23 protein-coding genes, 1 other RNA gene and 9 pseudogenes are annotated in these 24,198 nt (G+C 46.3%); 11 read left to right on the top strand and 22 right to left on the bottom strand.

Annotation, left to right across the window (positions count from 1 at the left end):
* From JCM16161_RS07730 to JCM16161_RS16875, 7 genes and pseudogenes are all read right to left on the bottom strand, one after another.
* Positions 1–1,330, bottom strand: a pseudogene (locus JCM16161_RS07730) (NADP-dependent malic enzyme).
* Positions 1,331–1,430: 100 nt separating this feature from the next.
* Complete coding sequence (locus tag JCM16161_RS16890; protein ID WP_243670611.1) at positions 1,431–2,003, bottom strand: hypothetical protein; 573 nt, start codon at positions 2,001–2,003, stop codon at positions 1,431–1,433.
* Positions 1,973–2,488, bottom strand: coding sequence for an ATP-binding cassette domain-containing protein (locus tag JCM16161_RS16885; RefSeq protein ID WP_243670603.1), 516 nt, complete (start codon positions 2,486–2,488; stop codon positions 1,973–1,975). The genes JCM16161_RS16890 and JCM16161_RS16885 overlap by 31 nt, the downstream gene beginning before the upstream one ends.
* Positions 2,472–3,293 (bottom strand): ABC transporter permease, encoded by an 822-nt coding sequence (locus JCM16161_RS07720; protein WP_054855564.1) that lies wholly within the window; start codon positions 3,291–3,293, stop codon positions 2,472–2,474. The genes JCM16161_RS16885 and JCM16161_RS07720 overlap by 17 nt, the downstream gene beginning before the upstream one ends.
* A gap of 13 nt (positions 3,294–3,306) precedes the next feature.
* Positions 3,307–4,235, bottom strand: a pseudogene (locus JCM16161_RS07715) (substrate-binding domain-containing protein).
* A 405-nt stretch (positions 4,236–4,640) separates the two neighbouring features.
* Positions 4,641–5,315 (bottom strand): hypothetical protein, encoded by a 675-nt coding sequence (locus JCM16161_RS16880; RefSeq protein WP_243670601.1) that lies wholly within the window; start codon positions 5,313–5,315, stop codon positions 4,641–4,643.
* Entirely contained in the window at positions 5,251–6,090 is an 840-nt protein-coding gene (locus tag JCM16161_RS16875) for an amino acid permease (protein ID WP_243670593.1), read from the bottom strand. Before JCM16161_RS16875 ends, JCM16161_RS16880 begins: the two co-directional genes overlap by 65 nt.
* Positions 6,091–6,214: 124 nt before the next feature.
* Between JCM16161_RS16875 and cyaB the strand changes: the two genes are divergently transcribed.
* Genes cyaB through JCM16161_RS07695 form a run of 3 tightly spaced genes read left to right on the top strand, consistent with a single transcriptional unit; the run spans position 6,215 to position 7,966 of the window.
* Entirely contained in the window at positions 6,215–6,766 is a 552-nt protein-coding gene (gene cyaB, locus JCM16161_RS07705) for a class IV adenylate cyclase (RefSeq protein WP_054855563.1), read from the top strand.
* A gap of 23 nt (positions 6,767–6,789) precedes the next feature.
* On the top strand, positions 6,790–7,185 hold the full coding sequence (locus JCM16161_RS07700) for a hypothetical protein (RefSeq protein ID WP_054855499.1): 396 nt from the start codon (positions 6,790–6,792) through the stop codon (positions 7,183–7,185).
* Positions 7,160–7,966: a hypothetical protein gene (locus JCM16161_RS07695; protein ID WP_054855498.1), complete on the top strand. Its 807-nt coding sequence runs from the start codon at positions 7,160–7,162 to the stop codon at positions 7,964–7,966. The genes JCM16161_RS07700 and JCM16161_RS07695 overlap by 26 nt, the downstream gene beginning before the upstream one ends.
* Here the strand turns inward: JCM16161_RS07695 and JCM16161_RS07690 are convergent.
* Positions 7,943–10,862: pseudogene (locus tag JCM16161_RS07690) on the bottom strand (DEAD/DEAH box helicase). The gene JCM16161_RS07695 and the pseudogene JCM16161_RS07690 overlap by 24 nt on opposite strands.
* Before the next feature lie 175 nt (positions 10,863–11,037).
* On the opposite strand from JCM16161_RS07690, the gene JCM16161_RS07685 reads away from it, so the two are divergent.
* Both JCM16161_RS07685 and JCM16161_RS07680 read left to right on the top strand, forming a co-directional pair.
* A complete protein-coding gene (locus tag JCM16161_RS07685) occupies positions 11,038–11,217 on the top strand; it encodes a hypothetical protein (protein ID WP_054855497.1) in 180 nt (59 codons plus the stop codon).
* A 42-nt stretch (positions 11,218–11,259) separates the two neighbouring features.
* Positions 11,260–12,012: a hypothetical protein gene (locus JCM16161_RS07680; protein WP_054855496.1), complete on the top strand. Its 753-nt coding sequence runs from the start codon at positions 11,260–11,262 to the stop codon at positions 12,010–12,012.
* On the opposite strand, the gene JCM16161_RS07675 is transcribed toward JCM16161_RS07680, so the two are convergent.
* The 13 genes and pseudogenes from JCM16161_RS07675 to JCM16161_RS07625 all read right to left on the bottom strand — a co-directional run bounded on the left by JCM16161_RS07675 (position 12,006) and on the right by JCM16161_RS07625 (position 20,699).
* Entirely contained in the window at positions 12,006–12,557 is a 552-nt protein-coding gene (locus tag JCM16161_RS07675) for an XTP/dITP diphosphatase (RefSeq protein WP_054855562.1), read from the bottom strand. The genes JCM16161_RS07680 and JCM16161_RS07675 overlap by 7 nt on opposite strands.
* A gap of 36 nt (positions 12,558–12,593) precedes the next feature.
* Positions 12,594–13,346 (bottom strand): thioredoxin family protein, encoded by a 753-nt coding sequence (locus tag JCM16161_RS07670; RefSeq protein WP_054855495.1) that lies wholly within the window; start codon positions 13,344–13,346, stop codon positions 12,594–12,596.
* 59 nt (positions 13,347–13,405) lie between these two features.
* Positions 13,406–13,897, bottom strand: a complete 492-nt coding sequence (locus tag JCM16161_RS07665; protein WP_054855494.1) for a hypothetical protein — start codon at positions 13,895–13,897, stop codon at positions 13,406–13,408.
* Between the two features lie 297 nt (positions 13,898–14,194).
* Positions 14,195–14,440 (bottom strand): 50S ribosomal protein L23, encoded by a 246-nt coding sequence (locus tag JCM16161_RS07660; protein WP_054855493.1) that lies wholly within the window; start codon positions 14,438–14,440, stop codon positions 14,195–14,197.
* A gap of 4 nt (positions 14,441–14,444) precedes the next feature.
* A pseudogene (rpl4p, locus tag JCM16161_RS07655) lies at positions 14,445–15,280 on the bottom strand (50S ribosomal protein L4).
* Positions 15,277–16,268: pseudogene (locus JCM16161_RS07650) on the bottom strand (50S ribosomal protein L3). Before JCM16161_RS07650 ends, rpl4p begins: the two co-directional pseudogenes overlap by 4 nt.
* An 85-nt stretch (positions 16,269–16,353) precedes the next feature.
* Positions 16,354–17,213: pseudogene (locus JCM16161_RS07645) on the bottom strand (hypothetical protein).
* 212 nt (positions 17,214–17,425) lie between these two features.
* Positions 17,426–18,457: a preprotein translocase subunit SecY gene (secY, locus tag JCM16161_RS07640; protein WP_243670591.1), complete on the bottom strand. Its 1,032-nt coding sequence runs from the start codon at positions 18,455–18,457 to the stop codon at positions 17,426–17,428.
* Positions 18,454–18,618, bottom strand: a complete 165-nt coding sequence (locus tag JCM16161_RS16870) for a hypothetical protein (protein WP_243670588.1) — start codon at positions 18,616–18,618, stop codon at positions 18,454–18,456. Before JCM16161_RS16870 ends, secY begins: the two co-directional genes overlap by 4 nt.
* Positions 18,619–18,638: 20 nt before the next feature.
* Complete coding sequence (locus JCM16161_RS16865) at positions 18,639–18,863, bottom strand: hypothetical protein (RefSeq protein ID WP_243670586.1); 225 nt, start codon at positions 18,861–18,863, stop codon at positions 18,639–18,641.
* Positions 18,856–19,328: pseudogene (locus JCM16161_RS07635) on the bottom strand (50S ribosomal protein L15). The gene JCM16161_RS16865 and the pseudogene JCM16161_RS07635 overlap by 8 nt, the downstream one beginning before the upstream one ends.
* A gap of 158 nt (positions 19,329–19,486) precedes the next feature.
* A pseudogene (locus JCM16161_RS07630) lies at positions 19,487–20,039 on the bottom strand (50S ribosomal protein L30).
* Positions 20,040–20,088: 49 nt separating this feature from the next.
* Positions 20,089–20,699, bottom strand: a pseudogene (locus JCM16161_RS07625) (30S ribosomal protein S5).
* Between the two features lie 110 nt (positions 20,700–20,809).
* On the opposite strand from JCM16161_RS07625, the gene JCM16161_RS16860 reads away from it, so the two are divergent.
* The 5 genes from JCM16161_RS16860 (at position 20,810) to JCM16161_RS07610 (ending at position 23,134) form a co-directional block, all read left to right on the top strand.
* Entirely contained in the window at positions 20,810–20,980 is a 171-nt protein-coding gene (locus JCM16161_RS16860) for a hypothetical protein (RefSeq protein ID WP_243670565.1), read from the top strand.
* Positions 20,981–21,058: 78 nt separating this feature from the next.
* Positions 21,059–21,244, top strand: a complete 186-nt coding sequence (locus tag JCM16161_RS16855; RefSeq protein ID WP_243670562.1) for a hypothetical protein — start codon at positions 21,059–21,061, stop codon at positions 21,242–21,244.
* A 124-nt stretch (positions 21,245–21,368) separates the two neighbouring features.
* Positions 21,369–21,740 (top strand): hypothetical protein, encoded by a 372-nt coding sequence (locus tag JCM16161_RS07615; RefSeq protein WP_243670554.1) that lies wholly within the window; start codon positions 21,369–21,371, stop codon positions 21,738–21,740.
* Positions 21,741–21,815: 75 nt separating this feature from the next.
* A complete protein-coding gene (locus tag JCM16161_RS16850; protein ID WP_243670546.1) occupies positions 21,816–22,157 on the top strand; it encodes a hypothetical protein in 342 nt (113 codons plus the stop codon).
* On the top strand, positions 22,142–23,134 hold the full coding sequence (locus JCM16161_RS07610; RefSeq protein ID WP_243670544.1) for a type II/IV secretion system ATPase subunit: 993 nt from the start codon (positions 22,142–22,144) through the stop codon (positions 23,132–23,134). The genes JCM16161_RS16850 and JCM16161_RS07610 overlap by 16 nt, the downstream gene beginning before the upstream one ends.
* 136 nt (positions 23,135–23,270) lie before the next feature.
* On the opposite strand, the gene ffs is transcribed toward JCM16161_RS07610, so the two are convergent.
* An RNA gene (ffs, locus tag JCM16161_RS16845) (signal recognition particle sRNA) lies at positions 23,271–23,593 on the bottom strand.
* Positions 23,594–23,677: 84 nt separating this feature from the next.
* Between ffs and JCM16161_RS07605 the strand changes: the two genes are divergently transcribed.
* Positions 23,678–24,190, top strand: coding sequence for a hypothetical protein (locus tag JCM16161_RS07605; protein ID WP_243670529.1), 513 nt, complete (start codon positions 23,678–23,680; stop codon positions 24,188–24,190).
* Positions 24,191–24,198: the final 8 nt, after the last annotated feature.

The following is a 24,198-nucleotide window of genomic DNA, read 5'->3' as shown; positions in this document are numbered from 1 at the left end:
TTACGCTAAGTCACTAAGTAAGTCCTTTATTAATCCCTTACCATAAAGTGTCTCAATCATTAGCCTGGCATTGGCAATAATCTCCTTAGCCATGTTATACTCATCCTTCCAGGTCAATGACCTCCTGGCAACACCCTGCTCCGAAGCCTTCACGCAACCGCCGCAGCAACCCTTGGATAGAAGTCCCACTCCTCCATAGTTGGTAATATCTTATCCTCACTCAGTTTATCCCCAACGAAATTAGCGATTTCCTGGGCGGCGGCAATAATCATCTCGTCAGTTATCGTCTTAACCCTGGCGTCCAGCGCACCCCTAAACACACCTGGAAATACCAGGGAATTATTGACCTGGTTGGGGAAGTCACTCCTACCTGTCGCCACGACCTTAGCACCAGCCTCCTTAGCTTCCCAAGGCCATATCTCGGGTATTGGATTGGCAAGGGCGAAGACTATTGGGTCCTTATTCATTGCCCTAACCCACTCCTTCTTAATCACGCCTGGTCCCTGGACCGATGCGGCAACGACCGCATCAACACCAACAAGCGCCTCCTTAATACCACCCTTCCTCCTCTCGGCATTAGTCTTTATCGCCAATTCATACTTCCACGGGTTAGTGAGCATTAACTTATCCATATCCTCCCTCTCCGGGTGCAGTATTCCCTTACTATCGACGAGTATTATATTGCCCGGCTTGACCCCATACTTAATTAAAATCCTTGCGGCGGCTATGTTAGATGCGCCAGCGCCTATGAACGCTATTGTTGAGTCCTCAAGCTTTTTACCGACTATCTTAAAGGCATTTATTAAACCTGCGAGTATCGCGCCTGCGGTTCCCTGTTGATCATCATGCCAAACGGCTATCCTTAATTCCTCCCTCAACTTATCAAGTACGTAGAAGCACTTTGGTGATTCAATGTCCTCGAGATTAATACCGCCGAAGGCAGGTTCTATGGCCTTTGCAACATTAATGATGTCATCCTGCGACTTAGCCTAATGGGTAGTGGCACTGCATCAACGCCACCAAGGTACTTAAAGAGGAGGGACTTGCCTTCCATGACTGGCATTGCTGCCTCTGGGCCAACGTTACCAAGGCCAAGTACCCTACTACCGTCAGTAAGAACCGCAATTGCATTCCATCTCCATGTATATTCGAAGGATTTATCAATATCCGCGCTTATCTCCCTTGAGACCGCGGCAACGCCTGGTGTGTACCAGATCGAGAAGTCCTGCAGGCTCCTAACTGGTACCTTGGGTAATACCATTATCTTACCTCCGTACCTTCTCGATGCCTCGATAGCTATCTTAAACCACTTGCTTGATTCCTCACCCATCACGCAACATTAAGCCTAAGGTTTTATATTAATTTCTGAAGATGAATTCGACAATCGACCAATATAGAAGTTGCATGAAAAATATTTAACTGAATATTACCTACATCTTGACCGCATTATTGACGCCAATAACATGAATACTCTCCCTCGGTATGACCAGCAGGACCTTATCACCAGGTTTAAAGGCTGTGGCAGATAATGCAGTCAGTACCAGGTCCTTACTCACCGAGACCGATAGTTGATACCCAATTCTACTCCTAATGACCTCATTAACAACTCCCATAAGAACATTTTGATTCTTCACGTCAATACCGCCATAGGGCATAACCCTTATCCACTCAGGTCTAATGCAAACATAAACCTCACCATCCGCATTCCCATTAATGCTCAGCTCAACCTCATTATTAATAATCACAAGGTCGCCCCTTGCAATACCCCTTATGATGTTCTGGAAGCCGAGGAAACGAGCGGTAAAGACACTCCTTGGCCTATTAAATACCTGCTCAGGCTCTCCCTCCTCTATTATCTTACCCACGCTCATAACGTATACCCTATCAGCCAGTGAATATGCCTCATCCCAATCATGCGTTACGTGAACCACAGTAATACCGTATCTCCCAGGCAACTCCCTAAGTATCAACATTATCCTATCCCTAGTCTCCCTATCAAGCATTGAGAGGGGCTCATCCAGAAGCAGGACCTTGGGTTTGATAACGAGGCTCTGGCCAACGCAACCCTCTGCTGCTCACCACCGCTAAGATTAATGGCCCTCCTATCGAGTAGGTAATCGATGCCAAGGTCCTTGGCGATCTCCATAACAAGCCTGCGCCTCTCCTGCCTAGGCACACCCCTAAACCTGAGCCCATACTCGATATTTTCATAGACGGTCATGTGATCAAAAATTGCGTAGCCCTGGGGTACGTAAGACACATTGCGCGCCTCCGGCGGATCCCTAGTTACATCAACACCATCAATTACCACACTACCCTCATTAACCCTATGAATACCTGCTATTGTCTTAAGTAACGTACTTTTACCTGACCCCGTGGGTCCGAGAATTACGTTATATGTTTCATGCTCAAAAACGGTACTTACAGGACCTAGCGTGAAGTATCTAAGCCGTACAATCACATTCCTCAACTCAACCGTACCAGGCATGACCACCACCCAAACTAACCAAGACCCTATAGACGATGAATATTACGAGCATAACGGCGACAAGCGCTGCCGAAAACTCCACGGCATTTACCAAGCCAATTCCCACGTAACTCTCGTAAATATAAACCGAGGCTGGATAAACGAGGTTCTTGCCAAATAACACGTAGTAGGCAACAATAAATAGGGCACCTGCTTCAGAGACGGATCTGGCCCATGATAATATGGCGCCCGTGGCCATGGACCTCCAAACCCTGGGAAGTATAATTGATGTGAAGACCCTCAACGGGCTTGCGCCTAGGGTCCTTGCGACGGCCTCCATCTCAGGGTTTATCATCCTGATTGATGCCTCAACAACCCTTATGTAGTATGTGGATGATAGAAACGCAACAGCGGTTGTCGCACCCCAAAGGGTGTTTATGAAGTTGATGCCATGAGCCTTCAGGAATGGGCCGAGACCATAGTAAGACGCGAAGGCTAGCACGACCATTATTCCAACGATTATGTGGGGTATCATTATTGGTATGTCGATCACAGCATCAATGACGCTCTTCGCGTGAAAATCGTACCTAGCCATTACGTAGGCTATTGGAGTCCCCATGACTACGGCTATTATGGCTGAGAGAGTCGACATCACCACCGTGACCTCAATAGCCTGTATGAAGCTAATCACGGATAAGGCCCTTGGTATCATTGGGAAGCCCAGAATTATAAGTAGGGCCAGTGGGTATATTATGAGGATTGAGAAGATGAATATGGAGATCAGTAGGATTAGGATTATGGGAATATTTGATTTTAATAAATTCATGCCCCTAACTCCCTTAGCCCTGGCTTGGGAATATGGACGCATACTGTGGGTACTGGCTTAGGGGCGCAACAAAGGGTTTAATTACATTAGGCACAGCGCTGTAATTGCCGTAGACGATGCCGGGCACTATGGGCTGAATACCATTCTCCTTAAGTATCTTCTGGCCAATTGGACTATAGAGCAGTAGTAGGAAGTACTCCGCGGCCTGCTTATTCGGTGCCTGGAATGGTATTGTTATTGTGTAAACCACAGGATTGCACGTGAAGGTCTTTGTGACCCCATTCTCAGTCCAGGTAACACTGACCTGGTGGTAATAATTAACATAGTCTAGATCGCCGAGGTTTATGAATGGCGGTAGTGTTATGAATACAGTATTGTGATAGGTCTGCGTTTGCGGTATTGCATTGCTCATGTAAGCCGATAATATGAAGTCCACCTGCCCAGAGGCCATTAATGTTAGTAGGTCTATCTCCGTATTCCTCATCATGTACTTGCTTGGGTTCCCGTAAATCGCGTCGTATAGGTATGAGGCATTATTGAAGAACGCAAGGCCTGCTAGCTTGACTACGCACTGGGCCTGGTAGCCGGAGGGATCTGTGAATGGGTTTGAAACACCCACAACCGTGCTTGGATTAAGGCTATTATCTGCCAAATCTTCTGCCAAGTCTCGTTGTATTGCGCGGACATTAGTGGATACGACTGTGCCTGCTTCCATAACTGATAAACCTCTTGGCCAGCCGTGGTGTTTAGGTTAACTATTATGACCATCTGCGTTATTCCAAAGGCTATTTCATAATTCGTGTAGTTGGGGAATAGGACGGATGGTATCGTAGTCGTGTCCGCAGAAGCCACAACACTGAACTGCTGGGTTGTTGCCTCAGTGTGGGCAACCTCACCACTGCCCTTGAACATGGCAGGGGCTATTGTTATGCTTGGGTACATGCTCTGCATTACGTTGAGTATGTCCGTGAAGGCGAACTTTAGAGTACCAGCAGCACCAACTGCGAAGGGGGCCGTTGATACCGTAGTCGTGGTGGTAGTGACGGGGGTTGTTACATTGACGTATTTGGTGATAGTAACGACCTTAGGCGGCATAACGGCATAACCTATTGCTATGCCAATAACAAGACCCACTATTAAACCAACGACTAACCATACCGTCGTGCTCGCCATACGTAATAGACATTTTAACTTAGTATTAAAGTTTTATCAAATATCAGATAATTGATAATTAATTTTCAGTTTCAAAATAAGCCGTGAATCATTCTGGGGGTATTTCGGCATATGCCACGGATATATCTATACCGTACCTCCTAAGGTTAACATGACGTGATACTAGATACACAATCATGCCCAGCGCCACGGCGCTGAGCTCGACGCCGTACGCAAGCCAGTTGCCACCCAGATCTGTGGGTATGCAAGGAACTCATAGGTTAAATACGCCATTACGCCTGCCATTAATGCGCCAAATATTGTTAGGATTATCCTTGACCTATTGCTTATGCTGAACGACGCGTATCTAAGGGTTGCTATTATAATTGCAGCGATACCAACAACCATGTAGTATATTATAGCCTCAACAACAGCGCCGTATAACGCAGTGAATGTACTATAGAGGAAGCCGGCCGCGGCGACTAATGCCGCCGTTATCACAAGGTCGAATAGGTGTGCGTATATTGGTGTTCCGAACCTCGGGCTTAGGTAGGCGAAGAGGCTTGGCCAGACCCTGTCGAAGGCGAGGGCAAACCAGTACCTAACAACCACGATGGCGCCATACGCTAAAACAGCCAGGTACCAAGCTACTGACGATATGCCAATGAACCAACTCAGTAATGTGTTGTGCGGTATGACCATGGCAATAGTCCAGAAGTTTACATACCCACCCACTAACCCATTAACGTTTGGGTTGGAAAGGGCGGCAGTAACGAAATTAAAACCAAGCGAATAATACAAAGCCTCAAAGCCAAGCGTTAGGAATAATAGCGAGAATAGGAAGGCAATGTATATTCCAATGCAGGGCATTCCTACCTCTTATTTCAGAGGCTATTGCAGGTCCTGCGTTTAACCATGGATAAACATAAATTGCGAAGAAGGGCAGAAGCATTAACATGGTATTCATGGAGAAGTAGGGCCCTGTATAACTACCCGCTATTTTCGAGTATGTATAACCAGCCGGTAGTAATGAGGATATGGCGCTAATGGCTTGAGCCTTAGGTGTTGTGAATAATACTATTATCGCCACTATTAAGCCGAGTAGTGATAATGCTGTTAATGCAGTCATTAATTTAATGCCATACTTAGTACTTAGTATGTTCGTAAGTACTATAACCGCGAAGAAGCCAATGCCTAGGGCCACCTCCTCGATTGTGGAAAGGGACGCATTAATTCCAAGTATTGGTAATATTAATCCTAATTGGGAGGCTGCTGCGAGGGCTATTAGTGCGTAGTAGGCGAGACTTTCTATTATGAAGCCAAAAATTAGGCCATTAGTTAGCCAAGCCAGCCTAGGTCCTAATGCCCTGCCTAGCCATACGTAGTCACCGCCTACCCTGGGTATGTATCTAATTAATGTTGAGTAGACGATTACCTGCGGTATTGCAAAGAGGGCGGCAATAAGTGAGGCATATACGAGGTTCGCACCTGCCACGGTCGGTAATGCCGCCAGGGTAAAACCTATTGATGCGAGGGCTGCGCCTATTGACATGTTGGCTATGTTTATTGAAACGGCATCCCAAAAACCAGCCTCCTTAACCAAGCCCGTGGACTCCCTAACGAAGACCTGGTATTCCCTATCCATCGTTATAATGGTTATTTTAAATAATTTATAAATCCTCCGTTCATAATTCCCGTTTATTGTTTAATCAAATTATTAAATAATAAGTTAAGCATAACTTATAAGCCAGTAAGTGTTACCTGCCTTCGTGTTTGAGGTTGAGGTTAAATATAAGGTATCAAGTCATGACGTAATTAGGGATAAATTGAAGGCGTTAAATGCTAAATTTCTCGAGCATACTGAGGAGACTGACATATACTTTAATAGTCCGGTTAGGGACTTTGCAAAGACCGATGAGGCTCTTAGGGTTAGGGTGTATGGGGATGGGACCGTGGTATTGACGTATAAGGGTCCACGTATTGGTAACGTTGGTAAAACTCGTGAGGAGTTGAGCGTTACCGTTAACGACCTTGAAAGCCTCCTTGAGATACTCAGGAAACTTGAGTTTAAGGAGGTGGCCAAGGTGGTGAAGAGGAGAGATATTTATAACTATGAGAACTTCACGATTTATATCGATACCGTTGAGGGACTAGGCAATTTCGTTGAGGTTGAGACTATGGTTAATGATAAGGAATTGATAGACAAGGCCACGGAAGAGGTCCTTCAGCTCGGGGATAAGCTTGGCCTTAAGAGGGATTGGATTGAGAGAAGAACATACCTTGAGTTGGTGCTTGAGAAGCAGGGCGTGAATAAACCTTAATAATTACGTCTATAATACCTATTGTGCAGTTCGATAATGTCGTCATAACAGAGGATAATTATAGGAATTACTATCCACTATCAATAAGTACCCCACTTAGTGATGTGATAATTGGTGGCCTTCGATACTACGAACACGTAGCGCTATGGCTTATGAACCTGGGGTATGACGCTAGCATATACGTTGTTACTCGCGATTACCTGGCTAGGTATTGGCAGGGAATTGCAGATTCAATATTATCCAAACTCAACCTTAGGCACTCAATAAGGTATGTAAGTAGTATTGATGATATTAATGGGGTAAACCTACTCATACATACGTCATTAGTCCCACAGATAGACCTACTGAATAGGTTGATTAATGATTTAAGGGTGGGGGTCGAGGTCAAATGCGGTGATAGGACTTCTCAGCATTGTTAATGATCGTGGGATGGGCATGAAGGATTCAATTAATAATTGTGACCTGCCCATGGCAGATGGTATTTGGTCAATAATTAAGTGGAATACCGAGTTGCTCCGTAGTAATTCCAAGTATTTAATAAGGATCATTGGAGATAAGGCAATTAATTCAGATATACCGAGTAATGCCATTATTGATGAGAAGGCAGGTGATGTAATAGCAATAAACGCCATCATCGAGCCATTGACCTACATCAGAGGTCCATCACTACTCGGTCCAGGTTCCCGAGTGCTACCTCATGCATATGTTAGGGAGGGTACCGTCCTATACATGAACAATGCTGTTGGTGGTGAGGTTAAGAATTCAATAATGGACATGCATAGTCTTAAGGAGCACTTTAGTTACTTAGGTGACTCCTACGTGGGTAGGTGGGTCAATATCGGGGCTGGTTCGGTAACTTCGAATCTGAAGAATACCATAGGCACTATTAGGTATATGGGTGTTGACACGGGCATGATTAAGCTGGGCTCAATAATAGGTGATTGGGTTAAGGTGGGGATTAATACGTCAATAATGAGCGGTAAGTACGTCGGGCAGGGAAGTAGCGTTATTGGATTGATTAGGAGGGATATACCGCCCTTCAGCATGTGCGTGAATAATGAATGTGAGAGGTTTAGGGTAGATAAGGCCGTGGAGGTTTATAGGAGGTTCGTTGGATTGAGGAGGGCTAGGGCTAATGAAAATGAGGAGGCATTGATTAAGGCCGTTTACGAAATATCACTCCATGAACCTCCTCCTTAACTCCCTCTTCTCGAGTTCGTGAACCACGAGTACCAGCTTATCAATGTCGCCTATCTTTGGCAGGAACTCCTCAATATCGTCGATCCTAACCCTACTGGATAGTGCGAGCACGGCTAACTTACCGTATTTACTAACGAGTTCCGCTGTCCTATTTATGTACTCAATGACCTCATTATCCTCAGACCTCGCCTTACCCTCCCTCCACCTCTCCACGACCTGCCTGACCTTCTCCTCATCAACCTTCAATGCACCAAGCCTTTCTGAACCGCACTTGGGGCATCTAGGCCTGTCCGGTAGGTCCTTATTCCTGACCGAGCTAACCCAGCCACAGTTGAGGCATACAAGTGTCATTGACTCATTTAATAGTCTGGCCTTAACACTCTCCCTAACCAACTTGTCAAGTCTCTCTGGGGCCATTACCTCGAGCCTATGGCTTATCTTATCCACAATCTCCCTACTCATTGGCTAAACTCACTCCTCTCAACAGTCACTAGCTTCCTCTCACCATTAATTAATGACTTCAGGAACATGTACGTATTGTCTAGGTCGAAATCCCTCGTAAGGACCTCCTTCAGTGTTTCGGTGAATACTGGCGACCCCTTATAAAGCTCGATCAAATTCGTTATTGCTAAATCACTCAATTCCCTGTCCTTCCTAACAACATTGAACCTCCTCGCCACGTGAACAAACTTCCTCTTGAAGATGCCCGTCCTAGTTATTGCCCTCATGGCGTAGTCAATGAATGTCCTCTCATCCATACTCGCCACATCCATTATCGTATGGAGTATTAATGCCGTATCAATACCAGCCTTGGCAATTGTATTATAACAGCATAGGCATCCTGCTGAACCCCAACCGGGTAACCAAGCCTCTCCGTTAATATCTCACCGAGTATCCTGCTATCGTCCTATTAACCAACGTACCACCATGAGTATAAAGCACTATTAAGTCACCAACACGCTCTAGGAGTATGAGCCTGTGCGATGGTATTGGAACGCCACTCTCCATGTGCTCCATTATCCTATCCACCACGTACTTAACCGTGTCCCTAGAAACGCCGAGCTTCATTGCGAATACGTCAGCCGTCACCTCAGGCCCAACCTTAGTTATGTAATTGCTCATTTCCTCCTTAATACTACCAACGTCCTGGGCAACCTCAAATGGTACAGGTATCTCCTCACCGACCCATGAAGGTATTGCGCCAATCGTATCCTTAGCCGGCGCTACGTAGACTGTATCACCAACTATCTTCTGCAAAACCCAAACACCGCCCCTAAATACGAATTTGACGCCAGGCTCTCCGTACTCAGCAACGAAAGCCTCATCAAGCACTCCAATGGGTTCCTCATTCACCTGATTAATGACTAGGTAGTGCTTCTCGTCAGGTATCATGGACATCTGGTCAAAGAAGTACCTATACATCTCCCTCCTAGCCCTAACACCGCTGGGTTTAAGCACGACGCCCTCATCCTCAATGAAGTAGGCAAGCCTTGGGTTGAGGACCTCACTCATGAACCTAAGCACGCCCTTAAGCTCCTCAATCGATAACTTCCTGTATGGGTAAGCCCTCCTTATTAAATCGTAAAGTTCATCTATGGTCCACCTATTCTTAATCATCAATAAACTGACTATTTGGTGAACAAGCACGTCGTAGGCTTATCAGGTATTTGAGTAGCCTCAAGAAGCCCTGACTTAGCCCTATTAATTATTGCCACGGCCTCAAGTGTGTCATTCAGGTCCTCCGTTATGACCACACCCCTCGGAACCTTATCAAGCCTATGGCCACTCCTACCAATTCTCTGAACAAGCCTAATTACCTGGTGAGGCGATAAGTACTGAATCACGAAATCCACATGCCCAATGTCAATGCCCAGCTCAAGACTTGACGTTGCTATTACGGCCTTTAACTTACCATCCTTAAAGGCCCTCTCCGTGGTTATCCTCGAAACCTTGGACAAGGAGCTGTGGTGTATGCCCACAGAGTCATAACCAAGCATTGTGAATCTATACATTAGTAGTTCAGCCATTGATCGCGTATTGACAAAGACTATTGTTGCGCCGTTATTGCTCACAAGGTCCTTAATTACCCTAAGCCTAGCAACTGCGTCTGGGTATAGGTAGACGTTCTTAGCCATCTCCTCATCCTCCCTCGTAGGCTCTGGATGCAGAACATCCATCTTCATCTCCCTAACAATGCTTGACTGCACTATATCACAATCGTCACCATCACCAACGAGGAACTTCGCAACCTCCTCAGGACTGCCCACGGTTGCTGATAAACCAATTATCTGCGGCTTCCTACCAATCAACCACTTAATCCTCTCAAGAGTCAACGCTAACTGCGTACCCCTCTTATCCTCGGCGAATTCGTGGATCTCGTCAACGATTATCCACCTAAGCTTCATTAAGTGTTCCCTCAACCTCTTGCCAGCTAATATGGCTTGGAGCGTTTCAGGGGTTGTTATGAGCATCTGGGGTGGTCCCTACTCTGCCTAACCCTATCGCTCTGGTCAGTATCCCCATGCCTAACACCAACCTTAATACCAACCCTTTCACCCCACCAAACAAGCCTATCAAGCAGGTCCCTATTCAACGCCCTAAGCGGTGTGACGTAGAGTATGTATATGCCCTTATCAGCAAACTCGCCCTTATCCATACCCCACCTGAGCATTGAGAGTACTGGCAATACTGCGGCTTCGGTCTTACCGCTACCCGTTGGCGCGATTATTAACACGTTACGGCCACTCAATATTTTTGGAATAGCCAATCTCTGGGGCTCCGTAGCCCTTAGAAACCCCTTCTCAACGAGCGCTGACTGAATTATAGGGTGAAGTAACCTATAAACATCGTCCAACTCCTTAGTTGACGTGGAGGATTTAACTTCGTAATTGCTCATTGCACCGACACTATACAATTAACACCATGAACCCTACCCGTTTTAAACCATTTGCTTCAGTTAAAGTGAAAGTCAAAACCACGAAACTTATAAATAAGAAGTGTAGATCTACTTAAGATATTATCTTTTGATGATCACGTAAACCTAATATTAACCCGGCATAAGATGTGGATTAATGCTTAAGTGCAGTGCCTGTGGTTCGACGAAGGTGACGGTCTTAATAAATGGAAAGCCCTACTGCACATACTGCGGGGCCAAGATACTGAGAACGCACCTAGTAAGGACATTATTGAACATGAAGAGGGAGGGATTAATAACATCGATAGTGAATGTTGAGGGTTACGCAGATCCCTAGTGAGGAAACTATAATAAACCAGAGAAACGCACCTCCCTAGTGATGACTAGGTATAGATTAATAACCGCAATAGCCCTATTTACAGTAGCCCTAATCATAATTACCTCACCATTAACGGGTTATTCCATAAGTAATTCCTTCATAATGCAAATAAACAATAGCATTAACGAAGCATTAAGCAGGTGTGGGATAAACCCATCGACAACGTTCATCGTAACGAGAACCATCACCACGACAAACACGACAATAATACTCGACTTAAGTCTGAGCAATAACTACAATGTTAGAATCACAATGAGACTTGCTGATGATCAATTACCAATTAATGAGGTAAATATAACAGTGATAAATAGTAATTCAGTTATTTGCTACTCAACAACAATACCAATAAGTAGTGCATCGGGTACGTATAACTACGCCATCCAAAGGGTCAATTACTTCATTGAGTTATTATCATATAGTGGATCAACGCCCATAATAACGAACAGCTCAAGTTCATTATTAACCTACGGGACAAGGATAAACTCCGCAATTGTGATACCAACGATCACGGGCAACGTAATATGCAATACGGGCTCCCCATCAATACCAATATATATAGTGTATGCCCTAGGTAGGCCCATAATCTATGTAGTACAGCCAACCAAGCCAATAACATCAATGCTTTGTAGGTACAGTCAAACACTAAGTAGCAGTTACCTACTAATGGCGTTACTCATAGGCATAGCCGCGGCATTGATTTATGAGGCAATAGTAATAATTACGAGAGTTAACCGCCTAGAGATTACTCAATAGCCAGTTACCCAGGGCCTAAACGCCCTGGCCCTATGGGATAACCTATTCTTAACGTCAATACCTAACTCAGCGAAGGTCATGTCATAACCGTCCGGTATGAATATTGGGTCAAAGCCAAAGCCCTCCGTACCCCTAGGTTCCACCGCTATTCTACCATATACAACGCCAGTGAACAGTTTAATATCAACCTTAGGACCGCATAGGCCAACCACGGACTTGAAGTACGCAGTCCTATCGTCAACGCCACTCATTAATTTTAAAATTCCTGCGAGTCCTATTGTCTTATAGACATAGGATGAGTATGGGCCTGGGAAACCATTTAATTTATTTATGAATAGGCCATCATCCTCAACGACGAAATAGTCACTAACCTCGCCATTACAGATCCCCCTTAGAGCATTGCTAACAATGTCCTCAAGATTATCGCTTTGAATTTCGACCTTCCTATGATTGGTATCGATCGAGAGGTTTATGCCGAATTCCTTAAGTACCAGGGAGGCCTCACGAAACTTAGCCTCATTACTTGTTACGAAGAATATCCTCATACCTATCATTTTAGGATTTTTAGTATTTTAAGGAACTTACTGTAGGTTAACGCCGCTATAATCAAGGACCTTCTTTAATAAGTCACTTTCTGGAGGAACACCTATGAACTCCACATTACCAACCTCCTGATCCTCTCTCTTAAGTACGACAGTCGGTACGGCGGTTACCTGGTACGTATCCGCAATATCGCTCTCCTCGTATGCCTCAACCGTTATTGAAACAACCTTACCCTTGCTATCATAGGCGAACATATTAGCCATCAAGACCGCGTATGGGCAGTATGGGCATGATGGTGTAACGACAGTCATTACCTCAACCCTCTTATTACTACCAGAATTCACTAATGCCTCAAGTCCCTTCTTGGTCCTCGGCCTTAGCTTTGTTTCACCAACGGAAATCCTCACTATAGTCTCTATGAATGCCCTAACCTCCTCACCAAGTGGTGCGCCTAAGTACTTGATTGCACCATCGAGTAGGTATATTACGGGAACCCTCTGTGGCTCAACATTATACTTGGTGAAGGCATCGCTATTCTCCTCATACTTAATCTTCCTTAGTATTAGCTTACCCGGTGGTGCCAACTCGGCTAGTAGGTCTAGTAATTCCTCCGTTGGTACGCACCAGTTCGTATCCCTATTACCGCAGGTATTGCTTGTGAAGAATAGTATCTCGACTGGATTCTTCATTTGCGACAGTATCTCCTTAATTATCTCCTTGGTCTCTTCATCAACCTCTATGTGTGGTACCTCTACTGTGCCTTGTGGCTTCTCGAAGGGTGTTGCGGACATTCTATCTTCGTAGGAAGTAACCCCTATAAAAAGCCTTTTTTTCCCATTATTTTCAATAATTAAGGGTGTTCATGAACTACTCCTCGAGCCGCCGGATTTTTTTTCTTCTTAGTCCCTCTCCTTCTCTTGCTCTTGGACTTACTCGTTGATTTGCCCGCCTTTTTCTTACTCTTTCTGCTTTTCTTCTTTTTCCTAGCCCTTCTCTTCGTCTCCTTCACCTCGCTTGAGACTTTATCGATCAATTCCTTAATTACGCCGTTGGAAATCCATGAATCAACCTTACTAACCTCATTATCTATAACATCATTTACAAATGACTGCCCAACCTGGTCCATACTCACCAGTAATACCCTAGCCAATGCCTTACCTGAATTAAGATTAATAATCCCTGAAAACTCCTCACCGAGCTTCTCCTTAATATACCTCCTCAACTTCTTATACTTCTCCTCACTGAATCCCTTAATGTATAAAGCCTCCACCAGGACCGCCTGTTCATCCTTAATAAAGATGAACCTCAGGTCATCATTACCAACTTCCCTAATCACGTCCACGGCATCGATAACTAAAAAGCACTAATAAACCTTATCCAATGACATAGACATTACCTAGATGCGCCATCAGAACTTAAAGAATTCCTCACTGCTCAGGGGGGTGAAGCATCATCACGCGGTAAAGCATTACGCCTAGGATTATAAATACTTTTATAATACTTAATAAGTACAGGGCTTCTGAGTGATGCAAGGACTTAAGTGCTGATTGGTGACGACGAACCCACGACCTGACGAAACCTCAACACGGTAAAGATTCCGTGTACGAATTAGTACTACTCAGGGAGGTTGAGGAGGGATTTATACAAGGCCTAAACGACTAAGTAGGTCATATGCGTTGTACTCGGGTGTTAACTTCACATAGGCCTTCTTCTCCCCAGTCATCGTTATTAAGGTATTAACCTTCTCAACCTTAACATTATACGTCTTCTCCACGTAATCCCTAATCTCCTTCTTAGTTGCGTTCCTCGGCACAATAATCGTTATCTTATTCTCCCTCTCAGCAAGCCTAAGGCTCTTCTCTGTTAGTACGAACCTCACGATCATGCCCTCACCCCATGAATAACCCCTTACGTAACTCCTCGATCGCGCTTAACGTCCATACGGTTAACCTGCCAGGAACACCGCCAGGCGCTAGGTAAAGCACGCTAAGGTTCCTCACGGGAATAGCGTCGACGCCGGGCAGGTTTCTGGCGACCTTGATTACTGGCGCGTCGGTCGTTGACACAACTATGAGCAGGCTCTTGCCCTCCTTATACCTTCTACCCTCATCTTGCCCTTACCAGACCTAATCCTAATCCTCTCGGCAACCCTCTCAATATCCTCCCAAAGGCCCAGTGACGTGAGGGCCTTCTTTAAATCGGCCATGACGCCTATCCTCTCAAAATCATCACTTACGATAAGCGGTATCTGGGGAACCTTATCAACAATGTGGCCCCTGGCAATGACTAGGTCCTTAATGGCTGTGGCGGCTATGGCGGACCTAATGGCCTTCCTACGCTCCTTCTTATTAATCCTCTCATGAAGGATCTTCTCAACCTTGGGTGGGTGAGCCCTCCTACCCTTGACAACGTTTGGTGCGAGCCTCGCCGTGGGCCATAGGCTACCCTTAACCCTGGGGACCCTGGCCAGTCCAAGCCCTGTACCGAAACTCACCGCTGTAGTCCTCTTGCCAGCCATTGGGTCAGTGCCCTTGGGCTGTAGTCGGGCTGTTAAGGCACTAATGTATGCCCTAAGTATTAGGTCCGGCCTCACTGGCTCGAGGAATTGCTGAGGTAATGAGACGTCACTAATGGCATTACCATTCAAGTCGAGTACCTTCACTGTCGTTGGTACGGTGTACTTCGGCCTTATTAATGGCGATAGGTCTAGGGACACCATGCTCATGCACCCTGCAATGGCTGTGTTGATAACCAGACTATTTGAACCTTACCGGTTGGGTATGTCGGTGGCCTGGGCCTCACGGGGAACCTAAGCGTTACGAGTCTCTTCACAACGCCAGGCACTGTGCCTCAAGGACTACGTATGGCCCCTTAATCACGCCATAGTGCGGGAAGCCGGAGCTTGGGGTTACCTCGGCGCCGTTCACTCCTATCTTAAGTATTCTCTTGTTATACTCAGTCCTCTTGTGCAGTCCCATTTGCCCAGGTCTTGGTGTTGTGAATGTTAGGGCAGGGTTCTGCGGGCCAATGGCCCCAATCCTTCTATAGCCCTTCCTATGCTTATGCCACTTGGGCAGTATCTTAACGTTGAACCTCTTCACAACGCCTTGCCAGCCCTTGCCTTTGGTTATTGCCGCAACATCTACATACTGGCCCTCGTTAAACACGTCATTGATGTTTATGTCCTTACCAAGTATGGAGTCTGCGAACTTGATTATTTGGTTAATGTCATCAACACCGCCAATCGGTATTTCAAGGATCTCCGGCGTCTTCTTACCAATGCCACTAAGCCTTGGCTGCGTGGCTATGATGGCCCTTACCTCGGTTATCACGTCCACATTATCAAGGATCTTCTTCATCATTTCCTCCTTATTGAACTTCTCAGGGAGTACCGGTATCTTCCTTAGGATATCCTTAGGCACGTCAGGCATCCAAACCTCGCCGAGGCTCAGCTTTAGGTTCTTCCAGGGATCATATGTATAAGCTCTAAAGGCTATTACCTTAATTGGCGGTGCGTCGAGTATGGTGACAGGCCTAACGATCTCCTTACCGTAGAATGGGCTGGTGGGCCTGTCGTCGATGACCACGGCATGGGCCATGCCCGCCTTATAGGCCGCAAAACCAAGCAGAATGGGCTTGCCAGGTCGTGGGTCTGGCCATACCCTAAACCTGGCCACTAGGGACTCGGCTCGCTTCCTTGGGTAGTAGGCCATGGATCCGCGCTTGGGCCTATGAATCTTTAAACCATAGTTCAGCCTACGTAGTCACAACCCTATTTAAAAATTATTAGCCCCCTGGCTAGGGTGACGAGCCATGCAAATACCTAATCAGGTTTAGTATCGATAATACCGCTATCACGGCCTCCTCCGTCCTCACGGTCTCGACGCCCTGACCAGGTATGAAATTAATAAATGGGTACCTCCTCAGCGCGTCCTCCATACCCTCAGCCCTAAGGATCTCATCAACACCATGATAGGGAGAACCGAAGACCACGAGAACCCTGTCTCTACTTAGGGCATTCCTTACCTGCTCCATGGCATCCCTAATGCTGATGCCCTCCTTACCCGTCAGGATTACGTAATCATAATCGCTGAACAACCCACTAAGCTCCACAACCTCAGGCTCAAAGCCCCAGTAAATACTTAGGCGATCCCTGGGGACGACGTGGGCCCTGTACGTATCGCCCCTCGTGGTTGGAGTATCCACTTGAACGACAACCCTGGTGCCTAGGGGCATTGGCCTGGGTACCTTTGCGTAGATACCATCGCCAATCTTAATTATTGAGAAGTAACCGTCCCACCTAACGACAATGCCCTCCCTATACTCACCCCTTTGTGGCACGCCCTCTGGGGCGTGGTTGGGTGTCTTTAGCGGCGGTAGTAACCCGGCGTACCTAAGGTCTCTATCGAGCTTGAAGAGGTCCTTCCTTAGGTATGGTGGTGTTGCCAGGTACTGAAGGTTCTTCAGGATGAAGTTTGCCCTGTCCCTCTCACCGGCTAATTTATGCCTATAAATTATTATCTTACTCACTTGGAAAATTGCGGCGCCTCTGCGAGATAGCCAATCTTCCTAACGGCCTCCCTATCGTCAGGAGACTCTGCAAGGAAGTCGCTGGGTATTGCTATGTCAATTATTGGTTTTAATCTCAATACCCTCATTTGAACTCACTAGAAGGCTATAATGGTTTTGAATTACTTCTTACCTCCCTTGGCCTGCTTACCCTGTTGTTGTGATGAACCACCGGTCTCGGTTAATGCCTTACCCAACTTCCTCTCCTCCTCCTCGCTCGTCATGAATAGGCTAGTCCTTTGTCTGCCACCCACGAGGATTACAGGTATGGCCTTGATTTATAAGCTTTTTCACGTTTAGCTTACTCCTTACCAAGGAGCCTCTTGAGTCCTGGGTAGATCTCGAATAACTGCTCCTGCAGCGCCAATGTGTAGTACTGTATGACTATCTCCACAACAAGTATCAAGCCAATACCACCGCCAAAGACGCCGGCAATGTCGCCGAGGGCCGCAATCACGCCGACAATCAAACCACTAATTATCGTGAGCATCCTGACATACCTGTCCAGGAATTTTGCGATTACCCTAGGACTGGGCCTAAAGCCTGGTATGTGCATGCCACCCTGAACGATGTACTTAGCCTGATCCTCGGCGCTCAGGCCCGCCAGGTTGACCCAGACTATGGCGAATACCACTGATAATACCGCGTACATTATTATGTGAACCGCTATGTATGCGGCATCAATATTCCTGGGGACCACCGTGAAGTAGTAAAGTAGTGAGTTGGGGCATGGTACTAGGCCCACCGAGGTCATGTGAGCACATGCCAGCCAATTAAGGAGTGGGTTGGCATTGGCTTTATTGTAGGCGCTCCAGAGGAGTGTTAGGCCCTCACCAATTAGGTACACAGTGTATGCCGTGAATATTATGGGCAGTACTGACACATACATTAACTTCAGTGGTACTGAGTACCTATAACCCCTGTACTGCACCAGCGCCACCGGTATTGACACCTCCATGAGCTCTAGGTAGAGTACAATTAGGGCGAGGGCTATCGTGGCTATCAAGCCCGTTAGGCTCGGTAGATTCACCTGGTATAGTATGCTCATTAGGTATGTTAGCTTACCGCCGATTGCGTAGTAGATTGCCGCGGCTAACGCGGGGATTGCGCCATAGGGTATTACGGAACCCGGCAGGGTGAATGGTGAAAATGCCATTGCAAACATCTGCTTAACAATTGTCACTAGGATGAACAGCGATATACCGCTGCCCAAGCCCCAGCCCTTGGATATCATGTCATCCATTAGGATTATTATTATTGTGGCTATAAACAACTGAATGACTATTAATGCACCGCCAAGGGCATTAACTGGCACTAATTGGCCACTCGTCACCAGGGCAATCGCTCGAGGAGCCCAAAGACTATTGCGAGGAGCTTCAATAATGCATTGAACTTTGCCTGATCCTCGGGGTCCTCGAGGTCTATGTTTATCATGTCCGAGAAGACGAGGATCTCAAGTATTATGCCGGCCACGACTATCGGCGTTATACCCAACTGGGCGAGTGTGCCGAAGGTTATGCCAGTATTGCCGCTATGGCCGGTGATAGGAAGAAGGATGGTGTCACGGGACTTAACCCGTAAAGTGGGGTTATCGACATCAGTAGATAAACGGTTACGGCGAGGAATGTCCAGAATAGTCTCGAACCCATGCTCAGTGCTTCCCTGGGCCTGGGCACGGTAGGTACGTAACGTAGTATCGGCTCCACAACATCAATGAACCTACGCCCAGCGCTAGCCATGCACTACCCCCCGCACCAGTTCCACGGAACCGCCAGCAGCCTGATCTTCTCCTCGGCCTTCCTCGAAACCCAGACGGCCCTAACAATCATGGGCCTACTAACCCTACCCCTACCCAGCAATTTGTTAAAGCCAATCTTTAATAAATCGACGACATACTTACCATCAACCACCTGCACCAAGCCCTTACTAACCAACTCATCGAGCATTGAGTCAAGCTCACCAACATTAATTCCGAGCCTGGCGGCGACGATTGTCTCTGGCTGCTTAAAACCATGCTTGCCAAAGAATGGGTAACCACTTGAATCCTCTGCGTACTTCATCACAAGTGACCACTTATGCTTATGAAGCCCCGACCTACCCCTACCACCACTGGAACCGCTCTTCCTATGCTGGCCAACCCTACCCCAGCCATGCGTCCTCGAACCCCTATACTTCCTGGACTTCTTCTCAAATCGCCTAACCATGACTACGATTGACTATTGAAACCCTTAATAAATTTTATGACCTTCCCTTCATCACGTATATAAAGAGTGATATCTCCATGTTATGCACGTACTCAAGACATAACGGTGGGTTATTGAACCCCTAAAAATTAAATTGTTTATTTTCGAATTCGAACTTATTACAGCATCCTGAGTATTAACTCATTAATGGCAATGCCCTATAACCCAAATCACCACCCTCGTTAAATCCCTTCTTAACGCTCCTGAGACCACCAGATGGTGGGTGAAGCCTGAAAAAGGGCTTTAGGCCTGGTATGCAGAGTACCTTATTCCCGGATCTCGGCCACGGCTTATTCTCTGGGCAGGATAATTGATTGACCTCGCCCGTTATGTAGGCCAGGGCAAACTCCTCAATGCTTGACCATCCATACTTCTTAACCCAGTCATCGGTAAGGGCTTATCGCCAATAAGCCTACCCCTCCTCCTTAATAACTCGGCTAGGGTGTCAGCGTCTATCTCTCCCCAGGTGACCCAATCCTTAACGACCCTGAGCATACCTATGTATGACAGCCTCTCATCAATGACGACGCATGTGTACCTCCTCCTCAGCCTGAGTAGGTCGAGTGCCTTCTCGACATCGGGCGGCATATCCGCCAGTCCCTTAAGCCTAATTACGGCAATCCGCGCATATGGGGACTCCTTAACGGCCTGCGCACTTTCCTGAACCTGCATAGTCAATGCCCAATAAACCAATGATTTATTAAGCTTTAGCCCCACGGAATTAGATGGAGAAGGCGTAGGTCTTTCTCAGGGCGTCGTAGGTTGCCTTGACAAGGTTGTGCGTAGTCCTCGTCTCACCCCACGCGTATGACCAAACATCCTTAATACCGGCTAGCCTAAGGACGACCTTAGCGGCGTCGGCAGCCACAAGCCCAACACCTTAGGCGCGGGTATGAGCATGACCCTAACACTGCCACTCTTACCAACGACCTTAAACGGGACACTATGCGGCTCATCACATGAGCAGTGCCATGAACCACAGCCCCTCCTGACCGGTATTATGTTCAGCTTCGCCTCCCTAATAGCCTTCTCAATTGCCTGGTTAACTTGCCTACCCTTACCCATGCCGACGCCTACGTAGCCATCCTCATTACCAATAACCACAGTTACTTGGAACTGACTAACCTCACCAGCATCGGTCTGCCTCTGCACAATGTTTATACTAACAACCTCATGCTTGAGGTTGGGTAGGAAGAAGTCAATGATCTCGGGTTCCTTAATGGGTAGGTTAAGCCTGAAGAGATCGTCTATCGACTTCACCTTACCCTCCTTAACCAACCTACCAACCCATGTCCTAGGCTGCCAAGCCTCAACAACAGACTCAGTACTCATCGAGCAAAGGCATAACTAAACCATTTAAAAACATTTACACCACGCACCGGTGATGGACCCGAAAATAACACAGCAGTCCCTTATTAAGCGCGTTGGGAATTATTAGTGATATGGCGATGGATAGGTTAATCGCCGAGGTAATGCTCTTGATAGGTTCGATATACCTGCTACGCCCTATTCATGGTGCTCAGCCACATGGGACTGGCAATTTCGTTAATGAACTCCATAAACCAAATAGCAGGCACAAGCATATACATACCAGACGCGGTGGTGGTGACTAACGGAACAAATAACCAATTATACCTTGTAATCTATAATAATGGGCATACATCAATAAATCTAAAGAGTGTGTACATGGAATGCCAGGCAACGCCATGGAAATGGGCATGAACGACACGTACCTAGCCCCTGGAAATTACGTAATAATCACCAGGCAAATACCCTACCAGCAATGTGTCATCAACACCGAATTCTGCATTGCAAATACCACGGTATGCATGATCTACGAAACAAACACAACGCAATACGTGATTTCCCAGCCTTAATTAACCATTAGTGACTTAAATATTAACCTGAGACTAACCTACTGATGTATTACGGAAATAATACAAGAAAAATAAACAGACAAAAAAAAGAGGAGACCTGAGTGGACCAATATACACAATACTCATGATAGTTTTCGTAATAGTAGCAGCAATAATGCTATATAATTACTTCCAATCAAGAACATCCGTACTAACAACACAGGCACAAATAAGCATAGTCAACCCGCAACTGGCGGGTAATGTCTACTCAATAACCGTAGAGAACATAGGCACAACACCAATAACCATAACCTCAATATCAATATACCCACAAAACTCACAAACACCCATAGTAACGCAGTCACTAAGTACCGTGTTAAATCCAGGGCAATCAACGAGCATTGTCGGTACATCAACAACACAGTTTATAACGGGTGATAAGTACATAGTTGTCGTTGAGGGATACACGGGTAGTGGGCAGGAGGTCGCGGCCGAGAGTATAGCTATTTCTCAATAAAATGCCATTAAATTAAATCATTCTATGTTAAAATCATGTTAGTGGCTTATATCTTCAATTGAGATATGATGACTGATGAGCAACTACATAGTTAATGTTAGTATAGACGGGTTTACCTTTAGAATACCTGTCTCGATAGTTACGAAAGACGATACGTATTACTACATTGTTAAGGAACCTAGGTGCGATACTCAGTGCATGGACTTAAGGGGTAAGGTCATTGATTTAATGAGGCAGAGAGGTATGGCGATACTTGATGCCATTAATGAGTCGGTGAAGGACTTAGGTAATAAGCAATTAGTGGAGTCGGTGATTTACCACTTGTTAAGGGATTTGAGGGGTTATGGGCCAATAACGGTGCCTCTTTTCGACCCAAATATTGAGGAGGTCGAACTCAATAATTGGACGTACCAATAACCGTGGTACATAGGGAGTTACCAGGGGTTAGGTTAGTAACTAACATTAGGTTTAACTCTGAGGTTGAGGCTAGGGACTTCATAATGAGCATTAGTAAGAGGGGATTGCCAAGGTCTGTCTCGTTGTTAAAGCCATACCTAGAGACTATACTCCCTGAGGGTCATAGATTTACTGGGACTATTGGCGAAATAACGATAGGGCCAACCTTTAGCATAAGGAAGTTTCCACCACAGCCTCTAACCCTTGAGGAATTAATACTAAGGGGCACACTTAAGCCTAGTGCGGCTGCCTACTTATGGTTGATTGCTGAGCTTAAGGGCTTCATAATGATTAGTGGGCCAATGAGTAGCGGAAAGACAACACTACTCAGTGCAATAGCCAGTAAGTTACCCACGTACTCAAAGATTGTGACGATAGAGGACACGCCCGAATTACGACTACCGCATCCGCACTGGATTAGGATGTTCACCAGGGAGGGTGAGGATGAGAAGTCCAGGATAGGCATGTTCGACCTTGTTAAGCTAGCCGTGAGGTATAGGCCGGATTACATAATAGTTGGTGAGGTCAGGGGTGAGGAGGTTCACGCCCTATTCCAAGCCTCAGCGCTCGGTCACGGCATGCTAACCACATTCCACGCATCAACACCCGAGGAACTATTGATAAGGCTGACAAACCCACCATTAAACGTCAATGTTGGCAACCTACAGTTACTCTCGAGCGTCGTCTTCATGACCATAAGAAACGGTAGAAGAAGCGTTATCAGCATTGTTGAGCCGGTGGTAAATAATGGTACGATAGAGTTTAGGAACGTATTAACGAGCACGGGTGATATAGATATTGAGAGGAGCATTAAATTAAAGATGCTGAGTAAAGCCTACGGAATAAACATAATCGAGGAAATAACAAGAAGAGAAGACCTACTTAGGAAGGGCAATGATGATTATGAAATCGAGGAAATAACCCTAAGTAAGGAATAGTAAACCCAACTACGCTCTATATTTCAATAATTCGAAACAATAAATAATTATTTAGAAATCTCAATACAAGGACTACATAACCAATTACTATTGAGAGCCATGAATTATTATGCCCATGATTAATCAAATGATAAAGGCGGGACCCAACCCCACGTACCACCCTATACGGCAGGCCAGGGATTTCGCCGGCCCATTCTCCAACCGGCAACCCCCTGAACGCGCCCACCCCGACTTAGGGCCGCTCCCTCCCGGGCCTAACCCGGTTCGCCGGGTTCCGTAACCAGTCAACCCTACGGTTGACCGGCTACGGCGTGGACGCCCCAGGGGACCGGCTATCATCGAGGTACCGGCGGTCCCTGACCTACCACATAGGGCAGTACGTGGGTTTCGGCCTCCGAACCCATCGGCCTGGGTTTTGCCCAGGGGAGGGCTGGGTAGGCCCTCCAGGCCTGGTCCCTGTTCTTGCATTGTTTATGGGGAAATAAATTTTTTTTCATTGAATATGGGCGGTAGATTTATTTTGCTGTTCTCGAGAGTTATTTGATGGGTAGTTCCGTCGTTGATGAGTTTATTAAGGGATTAATTGGCAATGCTGGTGATGGCGTTGTTAAGGAGGTTATTAGGATTAGTTATGCTGTTGCTTCCTTCGTCATCTACGGCATGGCATCACTCATGAGGGAGGGTAAAGGCCCTAGGCTTTCCCTGGTTATTTCATTATCGAGGATATTCAATGCAGGCTTCATGAGAGACGTCTTCGAGGTTCTCTTTGCTTCTCAGGGTGATGGTGATGATGCCATTGATGCCGCTGGTGTAGTCTCTGAGACCTACATGATTAAGTTGATTTATGGTAATGAAGAGGAGAGGGCTAGGCCGGGTTTCTTGAAACCTGTTGAGGTTGATCACGGTGTTTACGTGACTGTTTATAATGATGTTAGGAATTACATAGATGATTTTGAGGATAAGAATAACATTGCCTTTGGGCTCATTGGTAATGTAATGGCCGTTTTACTCACCACAATAATTATAATGCTAATTATCGGCATGTGCAGGGTGTAAGGAGTGAG

It is taken from the genome of Vulcanisaeta sp. JCM 16161 (assembly GCF_001316285.1).
Note: the sequence above shows the minus strand (reverse complement) of the source record. Positions and strands in the feature narration are given on the sequence as shown.

Excerpts from the sequence above, each read along its gene's own strand:
- JCM16161_RS16890 (WP_243670611.1), bottom strand. The coding sequence starts at position 2,003 with ATGCTTGATAGGGAGACTAGGGATAGGATAATGTTGATACTTAGGGAG.
- JCM16161_RS16885 (WP_243670603.1), bottom strand. The coding sequence starts at position 2,488 with ATGCCTGGTACGGTTGAGTTGAGGAATGTGATTGTACGGCTTAGATAC.
- JCM16161_RS07720 (WP_054855564.1), bottom strand. The coding sequence starts at position 3,293 with ATGAATTTATTAAAATCAAATATTCCCATAATCCTAATCCTACTGATC.
- JCM16161_RS16880 (WP_243670601.1), bottom strand. The coding sequence starts at position 5,315 with ATGCCCTGCATTGGAATATACATTGCCTTCCTATTCTCGCTATTATTC.
- JCM16161_RS16875 (WP_243670593.1), bottom strand. The coding sequence starts at position 6,090 with ATGGATAGGGAATACCAGGTCTTCGTTAGGGAGTCCACGGGCTTGGTT.
- JCM16161_RS07685 (WP_054855497.1), top strand. The coding sequence starts at position 11,038 with ATGCTTAAGTGCAGTGCCTGTGGTTCGACGAAGGTGACGGTCTTAATA.
- JCM16161_RS07680 (WP_054855496.1), top strand. The coding sequence starts at position 11,260 with ATGACTAGGTATAGATTAATAACCGCAATAGCCCTATTTACAGTAGCC.
- JCM16161_RS07675 (WP_054855562.1), bottom strand. The coding sequence starts at position 12,557 with ATGAGGATATTCTTCGTAACAAGTAATGAGGCTAAGTTTCGTGAGGCC.
- JCM16161_RS07670 (WP_054855495.1), bottom strand. The coding sequence starts at position 13,346 with ATGTCCGCAACACCCTTCGAGAAGCCACAAGGCACAGTAGAGGTACCA.
- JCM16161_RS07660 (WP_054855493.1), bottom strand. The coding sequence starts at position 14,440 with ATGATCGTGAGGTTCGTACTAACAGAGAAGAGCCTTAGGCTTGCTGAG.
- JCM16161_RS16865 (WP_243670586.1), bottom strand. The coding sequence starts at position 18,863 with ATGGCTAGCGCTGGGCGTAGGTTCATTGATGTTGTGGAGCCGATACTA.
- JCM16161_RS16860 (WP_243670565.1), top strand. The coding sequence starts at position 20,810 with ATGGCGATGGATAGGTTAATCGCCGAGGTAATGCTCTTGATAGGTTCG.
- JCM16161_RS16855 (WP_243670562.1), top strand. The coding sequence starts at position 21,059 with ATGCCAGGCAACGCCATGGAAATGGGCATGAACGACACGTACCTAGCC.
- JCM16161_RS07615 (WP_243670554.1), top strand. The coding sequence starts at position 21,369 with ATGATAGTTTTCGTAATAGTAGCAGCAATAATGCTATATAATTACTTC.
- JCM16161_RS16850 (WP_243670546.1), top strand. The coding sequence starts at position 21,816 with ATGAGCAACTACATAGTTAATGTTAGTATAGACGGGTTTACCTTTAGA.
- JCM16161_RS07605 (WP_243670529.1), top strand. The coding sequence starts at position 23,678 with ATGGGTAGTTCCGTCGTTGATGAGTTTATTAAGGGATTAATTGGCAAT.